1 protein-coding gene and 1 pseudogene are annotated in these 1,032 nt (G+C 42.2%); one reads left to right on the forward strand and one right to left on the reverse strand.

Features of this window, described 5'->3' with window-relative positions; translation table 11 throughout:
• Positions 1-102 precede the first annotated feature (102 nt).
• Positions 103-315, reverse strand: a pseudogene (locus SSCH_RS21800) (uracil-DNA glycosylase family protein); the annotation flags it as partial.
• 440 nt (positions 316-755) lie between these two features.
• Here SSCH_RS21800 and SSCH_RS06420 point away from each other — a divergent pair.
• Positions 756-1,032: hypothetical protein (locus SSCH_RS06420; protein WP_044664748.1), on the forward strand; the 277-nt coding region annotated here is incomplete at its 3' end.

Raw genomic sequence — 1,032 nt, forward strand, 5'->3', positions numbered from 1 at the left:
CTAGCAAACCGACATCTTCTTTTAATTTAATTGCATGGGGAGATATATAAGAAAGTGCCTTTAGCGCAACGGCACCGACGGATACTATGACCTCTGGCTGGACTAAGTTAATAGTCTACTCAGATAATAGGAACAATTACGGATTTCATCCACAGACGGAATTCTGTTATTCCCCTGCTCTGTACGTGGATTACAAAGTACTGCATTAGTGATAAAGACTTGCTCCCTCTTCCATCCAACATCAGCCAAAAGCACCTCGAAATTATCCCCGGTTTGATCACCATAAAGTGGTATACCTGTTCTATCTGCACCTAAACGGCCTGGAGCTCCGCAACAAAAAGAATTTTAGAATTTACATTACCGTTAGCATCTGAACCCTACCCCTTATTTTGGTATTTTATAGTTAAATATTATCATTTTATCATACTATTTACAACTGCCCCTCCCCCATTGTCCTAACGTTATGTTAAAAAAGAACCCCTTCAGAGGGATTCTCTTTAATCCATATTATCCCGTTCGTTGGAATTCGACAAAATGCGGGTGGTAAACGGTACCGTTGCCAGGGGAACCGCTTTTCTCCCCGAGCTTGCTACTAAAACCCTTGTCCCGTCTATTCGAAGGGCTCTTTTCTTGACCACAATTTGACCACAAAGACGCATCACCTCCGAAAATATCTTTAAAAATGCTATTGACAAGTATATCCACGCTGTCTATAATAGATATGTGATAATACGTGCGTGAAAGGAGAGTATAACATGAAGGCAACATTTGGGGACTTTCTTGCACAAAACCCAAACTGCTCAAAGTTTGACGGCAACCCTGACGCTATCGCAATATTCAACCTGTTGTCTAAGGATGAGAACATCATCGGAATGATTGATGCCTCAGAAGCAGGAAAACCAGCCTTGTCCGCCTGTGTCGATGAAATTGAAGCATACTTCGACAGCCAACAAAACTCTAAGGTGGATTTGACAGATAATTTCACCCGGACTGCTGTGGGAAGGATGGTTAAAACAATAGTCACCCCGTTCG

The sequence above is a fragment of the Syntrophaceticus schinkii genome, assembly GCF_000946815.1.
Classification (GTDB): Bacteria; Bacillota; DSM-12270; order Thermacetogeniales; family Thermacetogeniaceae; genus Syntrophaceticus; species Syntrophaceticus schinkii.